Annotated in this window: 9 protein-coding genes and 2 pseudogenes; all 11 read left to right on the top strand. The window is 40.6% G+C overall.

Features of this window, described 5'->3' with window-relative positions:
- A pseudogene (locus BLR42_RS23165) lies at nt 1-266 on the top strand (hypothetical protein); the annotation flags it as partial.
- A gap of 194 nt (nt 267-460) precedes the next feature.
- Nucleotides 461-922 carry a flagellar assembly protein FliW gene (fliW, locus tag BLR42_RS21130; protein WP_091873502.1) on the top strand — a complete coding sequence of 154 codons (462 nt, stop codon included), beginning with the start codon at nt 461-463 and terminating at the stop codon, nt 920-922.
- Between the two features lie 59 nt (nt 923-981).
- Nucleotides 982-1203, top strand: a complete 222-nt coding sequence (gene csrA, locus BLR42_RS21125) for a carbon storage regulator CsrA (protein WP_022761402.1) — start codon at nt 982-984, stop codon at nt 1201-1203.
- 235 nt (nt 1204-1438) lie between these two features.
- Nucleotides 1439-1897, top strand: a complete 459-nt coding sequence (locus BLR42_RS21120) for a flagellar protein FlaG (protein WP_091873499.1) — start codon at nt 1439-1441, stop codon at nt 1895-1897.
- A 155-nt stretch (nt 1898-2052) separates the two neighbouring features.
- Nucleotides 2053-3669, top strand: coding sequence for a flagellar filament capping protein FliD (fliD, locus tag BLR42_RS21115; protein ID WP_091873496.1), 1617 nt, complete (start codon nt 2053-2055; stop codon nt 3667-3669).
- 108 nt (nt 3670-3777) lie between these two features.
- A complete protein-coding gene (fliS, locus tag BLR42_RS21110) occupies nt 3778-4218 on the top strand; it encodes a flagellar export chaperone FliS (protein ID WP_242879466.1) in 441 nt (146 codons plus the stop codon).
- A 31-nt stretch (nt 4219-4249) separates the two neighbouring features.
- A complete protein-coding gene (locus BLR42_RS21105) occupies nt 4250-4774 on the top strand; it encodes a hypothetical protein (protein ID WP_091873493.1) in 525 nt (174 codons plus the stop codon).
- A gap of 8 nt (nt 4775-4782) precedes the next feature.
- A complete protein-coding gene (locus BLR42_RS21100) occupies nt 4783-5784 on the top strand; it encodes a hypothetical protein (RefSeq protein WP_091873491.1) in 1002 nt (333 codons plus the stop codon).
- Nucleotides 5785-5820: 36 nt separating this feature from the next.
- Entirely contained in the window at nt 5821-6279 is a 459-nt protein-coding gene (gene fliW, locus BLR42_RS21095; protein WP_091873488.1) for a flagellar assembly protein FliW, read from the top strand.
- 325 nt (nt 6280-6604) lie between these two features.
- Nucleotides 6605-8014: a flagellin N-terminal helical domain-containing protein gene (locus BLR42_RS21090; protein ID WP_091873485.1), complete on the top strand. Its 1410-nt coding sequence runs from the start codon at nt 6605-6607 to the stop codon at nt 8012-8014.
- A 225-nt stretch (nt 8015-8239) separates the two neighbouring features.
- Nucleotides 8240-8428: pseudogene (locus tag BLR42_RS21085) on the top strand (hypothetical protein); the annotation flags it as partial.

Genomic DNA, 8428 nt, shown 5'->3' with positions numbered 1-8428 from the left:
AATACAGAGAAAACTTTTTCGCATGGATTTACGATTTTTCAATACCTACAACGAATAATCTGTCGGAAAGATCACTCAGAGGAATCAAAACCAAAATGAAGGTATCAGGTCAGTTTGCATCTACTGATACCGCGGATAATTACGCCCTTATAAGGACATATATCGAAACATGCCGTCGTAACGGGATAAATGAAATAGAAGCTCTGTCCAGGCTATGCAATGGTAAACCTTATACTGTGGAGGAAATCTTCTCTTCACAGAAATAATCATACTGAAACTTAATAGCGAATCAGCGTGCTGATTAAGTACGCTGATTTGTCATGTCCAAAAGTATTTAGACCGTGAATAGTAACGGATGAGGGAATGAGGGGAGCACTTTATACTTTATTTACTTGCTAAATACCGTTAACTTGTCTACAATGAATAGTAGTGATGTTTTTTCATATGGAGGGGTACCAGAATGAAATTAACAACCAGAATTTTCGGAGAGATTGATATTGAAGACAGCAAGATCATAGAGTTTCCGAAGGGTATTATCGGTTTTCCGGACATGACCGCATTTGCGCTCATGCATGATAAAGATAAGGATACCAACAACATCAGATGGCTTCAGTCACTTGATGACCCGGTTTTCGCTATGCCGGTTATGGATCCGCTTTACGTTAAGCCGGACTTCAATCCTGTAGTTCCGGAGGAAAACATTAAGGATATTCTTCCTCTTGAGGATGAGGATCTTCTGGTTCTGGTAACCGTGACTGTTCCTCAGGATATCACTAAGATGACAGTCAATCTGAAGGGACCCATCATCATCAATTCGGGTAATTGCAAGGCATGTCAGATCATTATTGACGACGATGATTATCCTGTAAAGTACCCTATTTATGACTATCTTCAGAAGCAGAAGGAATTGGCACAGGGTTAATTTTACTAAAGGTACTTCTGTGGGGAGCTTGGTATAAAAAAGGAGAGAGAGGAAGAGCTATGTTAGCATTATCCAGAAAAAAGAACGAGTCTATCATCGTTAACAATAATATTGAGATTACTATTTTAGACATCAGGGGAGATCAGGTGAAGGTGGGAATCGCCGCACCGAAGGAGGTTCCGATCTACAGAAAAGAAGTATATCTGCAGATCCAGGAAGAGAACAAGGCTGCTACAAATACAGACGGTATTTCCGCACTGGCAGACCTTTTGAAACAGTAATAATTAAATACGATGTTGTGGGAGTCCCGTACACGGAGGTGTGTGGGGCTCTTATTTATTTCCTGTATATAAACATTTTATTAAAAAACTATAAGAACCTAAATGTTCTGTGTTTACATCCGATATAATGGATAGAGGATAGTATAAGTATGTTTATGTATATTTTTAGGCATACTGATATGAAAAAAGCGGAAAGGGATAGCCGCTGTAAAAGAAACACAAGGAGGTGAGCGAGATGGCTATGGAAGCAATCGGAAACATTGGTGCAGTAGGCACAACACAGATTCCCGATGTCCAGAAGGCAGAGCGCGTTGTTAATTTTCCTGAGGGTGCAGGTCAGGGACAGGAGAAACCGGATTTTTCACTGGAGACTCCGCCTACGCAGGCTTCCGCACCTAAGCCAGAACCACAGGAAAGTAACAATCCTAACGTGCCTACCCGCCAGGAGAGGACACAGGAACAGATCGAGGCTGAGAACAAGCGCATAATGAACGCTATCAGCGAGATGAACAAGAAAATGTTCAATAACTCTGAGGCAGTGTTCGGAATCCACGAGGATACTAACCGTATCACAATCAAGATCGTGGACAAGACCACCAGAGAGACAATCAAGGAGCTGCCGCCGGAGAAAACTCTCGATATGATCGCAAAAGCGTGGGAACTGGCCGGACTTATGGTCGACGAAAAAGGATAATTAATCCCTTTTCGGAAGCTGTTTTTAACTGTGCAAGGGGTAGTCTGCGCATTTTTGCAGAACCCTATAAGAGATTGATGCTTTTCCTATAAAGCCTTCTCCCTGGGGAGAAGGTGGCACGAAGTGCCGGATGAGGGGAAAGAAAGGAGCACTATATGACCATGAGAATAACCGGACTGGCCTCCGGACTCGATACAGAGAGTATCATCACAGAGTTAACAAAGGTACAGTCCAATAAAGTAGATAAAATAAAAAGTGATCAGAAAAAGCATGACATGAAGATGGATAAGTGGAAGGAACTCAACAAGAAGGTTGTGGACTTCTACAATAAGACGCTGAGTAATTTAAGGTTTGACTCCTCATATATTAAGAAGACAACCAGCATATCTAACTCAGATGCTGTAACTGTGTCGACAAGCGGTACAGCGATGAACGGTGCACAGAAGATGTCTGTTGATAAGCTTGCAACTAGTGCTTATCTTACCGGTAGCAAGATTACTTCAGTATTGGATAATTTTAACAATACAACTAAGATAACCGGTTCAACTTCTGTGGATTCACTCAGTGGATACGGATCGTCAGAACTTGCTCCGACTGATTCAGATCTCAACGGCAAGATTCGCATTAAATTTGGTAAAGCACCAACAAGCGGACCTGATAACAGAGAGTTTGTAGATATCGAAATCGACGGAACAAAGAGTATTGCAGATGCTATTGATCAGATCAAATCAGCCAAAACCGAAAGTGGTTATAGCGTAAATGCGAACTTTGATGCAAATCAGGGGCGCGTGTATATGAGTTCATCCGAAATGGGTGAGGATGCTAGCTTCTCCATTGACTTTGGAATGAGTGATCGCCGCGTACTTGCTGCACTTGGTATTGATTACAGTAATACCGGAGATGACGCACCTGTTTATAATGAGGGCGCTGATGCACAGATTACATTAAACGGTGTTGAGTATAAATCCAATAATAACACCTTTGATATCAATGGGCTCACTATTACAGCCAAGCAGGTTGCATCTGATATATCCCTGACTACAAGTGATGATACCAGTGGCATCTACGACATGGTAAAGGGATTTATTAAGGAGTACAACGACCTTATCGGAGAAATGTATACTCTGTATAATGCAGACAGCGGAAAAGATTATGACATTCTGACCAAGGAACAAAAAGATGAAATGACGGATGATGAGATTGAGGAGTGGAATAAGAAGATTGATGAAAGTCTTCTTTCTAAGGACCCCACAATTTTCAGAGTTATGTCCGAGATGAAAAACATTATGATGAATACCTACAACCTTGGTGAGATTGATGAAGAGACAGGCAAGGAGATCAAGACTTCATTCTGGTCCTTCAGAATATCAACTCTTGGATACTTTGAGTCAGAAGAGGGTGACAGAGCAAAATGGCATATCTATGGCGATGAGGATGATGATAAGACGAGCGGAAAAGAAGACCGGCTAAAGAAAAAGATTGAGACAGATCCTGAGCTTGTTAGAAATTTCTTCAAAAACTTATCCAAGGATTTGTACACAAAGCTTGGTGATATGATGAAATCAACAGAGTTCTCCAGTGCTTACACTCTTTATGAAGACAAGCAGATGAAGACTCAGGTTGATAAGTATAAGACACAGCTTAAGGATGCGCAGGATAAACTTGGTAAGATGGAAGATAAGTATTATGACAAGTTTGCGCAGATGGAAAAAGCTATGACCAAGCTCAATGAACAGACTAATTCCCTTGCAGGAATGCTTGGCACTGGCTGATGAGTCTTTTTTCAGGCAGGAAAAGAATGATTTAAAGCCTTCATTTTTGGGGAAGGTGTCAGCGAAGCTGACAGATGAGGTTATCAACACGACACACGGAGGTATGTTATGCCGGTAGCAAGAAATCCTTATGCACGACAGAGCAATATGATGAATCAGTATCAGAATACCAAGATTCAGCAGGCAAAGCCTGAGGAACTTACTCTGATGCTTTATGATGGTGCTATAAAGTTCTGTAATATCGCAATTATGGGACTTGAGAAGGAAGATGAGAAAAAGTTCACAACATACCTTCTCAAGGTAGAGAATATTATAGATTATCTCAATAACACCCTGGATATGAAATATCCTGTGGCAAAGGATTTTGAGAATGTCTATAACTATCTCATGAAGAGACTTGTCGAGGCGGATCTTCACAGAGAACAGTCTCTTGAAATTATGAATGAAGTGAATAAACATATTCACACAATGCGTGATACCTGGGTAGAAGCAATCAAGATTTCAAGAGGACAAGCACCCGCACCACAGACGGTTCAAGCAGGTGCATAAGATAACGAAGTCAAAAAATCATGGGGAAGCCATGTGGCTATTACATGGCAAATTTGAAGAAAGTGGGGAAATAAAGGTGACGGAATCATACCTGGATATGATGGAAGAGAGTCTCAGGGACAAAATTAAAGTTTTGGAAGATATAGTAAAAGAAAACGAGACTCAGAAAGAAATACTTGAAAATACGACAGAATTTGATGAAAAAGGCTTTGATGAAGCAATAAGTCGCAAAGGTGAACTGATAAGGCGGGTTGAGAATCTAAATGACGGATTTGAAAGCTTGTATGAGAGAGTAAAAAAGGAGCTTGAAGATAACAAAGATAAGCACCGTGAAAAAATTAAAATTTTCCAGAATCTTATCAGAGAGATTACTGATTTATCTAATTCCATAGAGGCCGGCGAAAAGCGCAACAGAGCACTCGCACAGAACTATTTTAGTTCATCTAAGGGGCAGATAATTCAGAATCGGAAATCTTCGCAGGCAGCCCTTGATTACTATCTTACAATGAACAAATCCAAGATTACACCGCCTCAGTTCTATGATACGAAGAACTAGGTGATAATGTGAACGAACTTCCAATTGTAAAGGAATACGAAAACAGAATAGTCGAGATACTATCATGTGATGACATCACAGAGTGCTTTGATGAGATGCTTCAGATAGGGGCAAGGATAATAAGTGGAGCGCTTTCCCAGGAAGGTAAGCGAGAGCTTGCTGACAGGATAAGGAAAAGTGTTTACTTCCTTCCTAACGAAGACACAGCAGAGATGCTAAGGCACATAGCCTATCTTCACCTGATGGTCAGACTTACGGACAGTAAGGATTTCTATACGGAATTTCTTGCTTATATTGATGGGATAAGGATTGATGAGAGATACAGATTTTTCTTATTAATGCAGGCAAGGTATCTTTCTTACCAAAAACCGTATATAATAACATTAGAATCCGATAGGTTGTTTCATAAGATTTACAAGAGAAGTAAGAAGTTTTTTGAATGCAGACTCGGAGAAATAGGCAATTATATTAAGCTTGCCGATAGGAGAGCAGACCAGACTATTATACTGACACAGCAGTATCTTACTGATACGCACAGAGAAACGCATCTAACTAATCTCATTGCTCAGGAGATTATGGTTAGCATGTGTCAGAATACATTTATAATAAATACAAATGATCTACTGCCGGTTTCAAATGTGGTTCCGCTGTTTGGGATTGAAGGCCATAACTCGATGCAATATCTTGCTAATGCAAATAATGTATATGTACGAGGATTGGCAGTTCCGTATTTTCAGTGTGATGACAGGATGCCATCGGAAGATGAAATGCGCATAATTATTGAGACAATCAAGGATATCAGACCGGAATATATAATAAGCTGTGGAGACCATTCTATAATGGCCTCAATTGCAGCAAAGTTTTTGCCGGTGATTCCAGGATACCAGATAGCACCGACAGATGACTTGCAGACTATAAGAGAAAACCTTCTAAATTACAGAAGGATGATCGAAGAAAAGAGATTTTGGCAGATAAGGTTTAAAGTGCAGGAAAATAAGCACTCAGTATAAATGCAAATTCATTATTAAAAAAGGGGGCAGACAGTAATGAAACTTAATACCAGAATCTTTGGCGAAATAGACATTGAAGACGAGAAAATTATAACAATGCCTTTTGGTCTTGTGGGTTTTCCGGATCTTCAGAAATTTTCACTTATCCATGATAAGGATAAGCCTGTAGGATCTGTGTGGTATTTACAGTCAATGGATGATCCGGATATAGCGCTTCCGGTTATTGATCCATTGTGTGTAAAGCCTGATTATAATCCACAGATAAAAGAAGATGATGTGGAGTTATTAGAGCCACTTACTAATAAGAACCTATTATTACTGGTTACTATTTCTGTTCCTGAAGATATCACTAATATGACAGTTAATCTTAACGCACCTATACTGATTAACGTCGATACCGGAAAAGCAGCCCAGATTGAGATAGTATGGGGCAAGGAAGAGTATGTAACTAAATATCCTATTTATGATTACCTAAAAGGCGAAAAAGAGTCATAATGAAAAAACCATTATTGTGAGGGTAAAATGAGTTGTATAATCCATCAAAATAATGGTTTTTTGATAGTTTATAAATAATTTAGATTTTTTTTGAAAAAAGGGGTTAACTTTATGATAGTTAGTCCGATATAATGGATGTAGGAACACAAAGTGCGTTTGCTTTGTGGCACGGAACACAATGAAACAAGCACTTGTGTATATAGTAGGATAGCAGGGAGAGAGCAGCCTAGGAACTCCGCTCACCGGATATCCGAATCGAAACAAAAATCAATTTTTTTAACTACGGCAAAAGGATTTGCCGCGTACACAAACAAGGAGGTAACATATGGTAGTACAACACAATTTATCAGCAATGAACGCTAACAGAATGCTCGGAGTAACAACCGGCAGTCAGGCTAAATCAGCCGAGAAACTCTCTTCAGGTTATCAGATTAACCGTGCAGCAGATGATGCAGCAGGTCTTTCAATTTCCGAAAAGATGAGAAAGCAGATCAGAGGTCTTGATCGTGCATCCACCAACGCAGACGATGGTGTAAGCGCAGTTCAGACAGCAGAAGGTGCACTGACAGAAGTACACGATATGCTGCAGAGAATGAATGAGCTTGCAGTTCAGGCTGCTAACGGAACAAACAGCGATACAGACCGTGATTCTATCCAGGCTGAGATTTCACAGCTGACAACAGAAATTGACCGCGTTGCTGAGACAACCAAGTTCAACGAGACTTATCTTCTTAAGGGCGGCACCGGATTCCATGATAAATACATGGCAGCTCATGATGCCGGACTTAACGGAACACTGGCAGATCTTGGTGATAAGGCTACATTTACTACATATTTGAAGACTGGATCAGATACCAAGATTGCAGGTAAAGAGTATCATATATATGATAATACTACAGATACTCTCGGAAAACTTCAGGCTGATATTTCTGGACAGTGGACTAGTAACTCATCGGTAACAATCAATGGTACAACTTACAAGACAGCTACAAGTAGTTATGATTCCCAGACACTCATCTTTAAGACTGGCGATAGCGAATTCACACTTGAAGAAGTTAAGGCTATGGTAGTTGATGGTGCCAAGGTAGAAACATCCACAACTCAGAGTGCTAGAACAGCGGTTGATACTACTCTTGATAAGAACATTGTTATGGCATCTGCAGTAAGTAAGATGGAAGAAGCTCTTGTTCAGGCCAACAGAATTGGTGTAGACAGAAATAAGGCTTCTAATGTTACAGCACAGGGTACTGCTTCCACAAGTATTACAGCAACCGGCGAGATGAAGATTGACTTCTCAATCGGCAAATCAACAGCTCATGTTGCTAAAGATCTAGGACTTCAGCTCCATGTTGGTGCTGATGCAGACATGACCAACAAGATCATGATCGGCGTTCAGGTTATGAACTCCAAGAATCTTGGTATTCAGGATCTTAACGTAACTGACAACACAGGTGTTGCTGCAACTTATGCAATTGACGCAATAGAAGATGCTATCAAGACTGTATCAGAACAGAGATCCGCACTCGGTGCTGTTCAGAACAGATTGGAACACACAATCAAGAACGTTGATAACGTAGTAGAGAACACAACAGCAGCTGAGTCCCGTATCCGTGATACAGACATGGCTGAAGAGATGGTTACCTATAGCAAGAATAATATTCTTGCTCAGGCAGGTCAGTCAATGCTTGCTCAGGCTAACCAGTCTAATCAAGGTGTTCTTTCACTCCTCGGCTAATCACGTTAGCGAAATACTAGAGTACTTTAAGTACAACCATAGAAAGGGCTCTCCCGCAAGGTAGGGTTGTTTCATGAAGCAAAATAAATATAGGGTCTTTTAGCGATGAAACTTAGAGGGAAAAGCATTATACAAAAGTGCTTTTCCCTCTTCCTTTTTCTGCTCTGTAGAGGTATAATATACCTAAAGTATAGGTATACGCCACCTATACGAAAGGAGGAAGGTATGAAGACTGAAAAAGTATATCCAGAATGGGTTCAGGCACAACGCGTTAAGGGGACTACCATCAAGAAAAAAGGTGATTCATATTACCTGTACAAGCGTACATCGAAAAGGGTTCCGGGGAAAAAATACCCCCAGCCTGTGGATACCTATATCGGGCTGATTACTCCGGATGGTCTGGTAGAGTCTAAC

It is taken from the genome of Butyrivibrio sp. INlla16, assembly GCF_900104155.1.
Lineage (GTDB): Bacteria > Bacillota > Clostridia > Lachnospirales > Lachnospiraceae > Butyrivibrio.
Note: the sequence above shows the minus strand (reverse complement) of the source record. Positions and strands in the feature narration are given on the sequence as shown.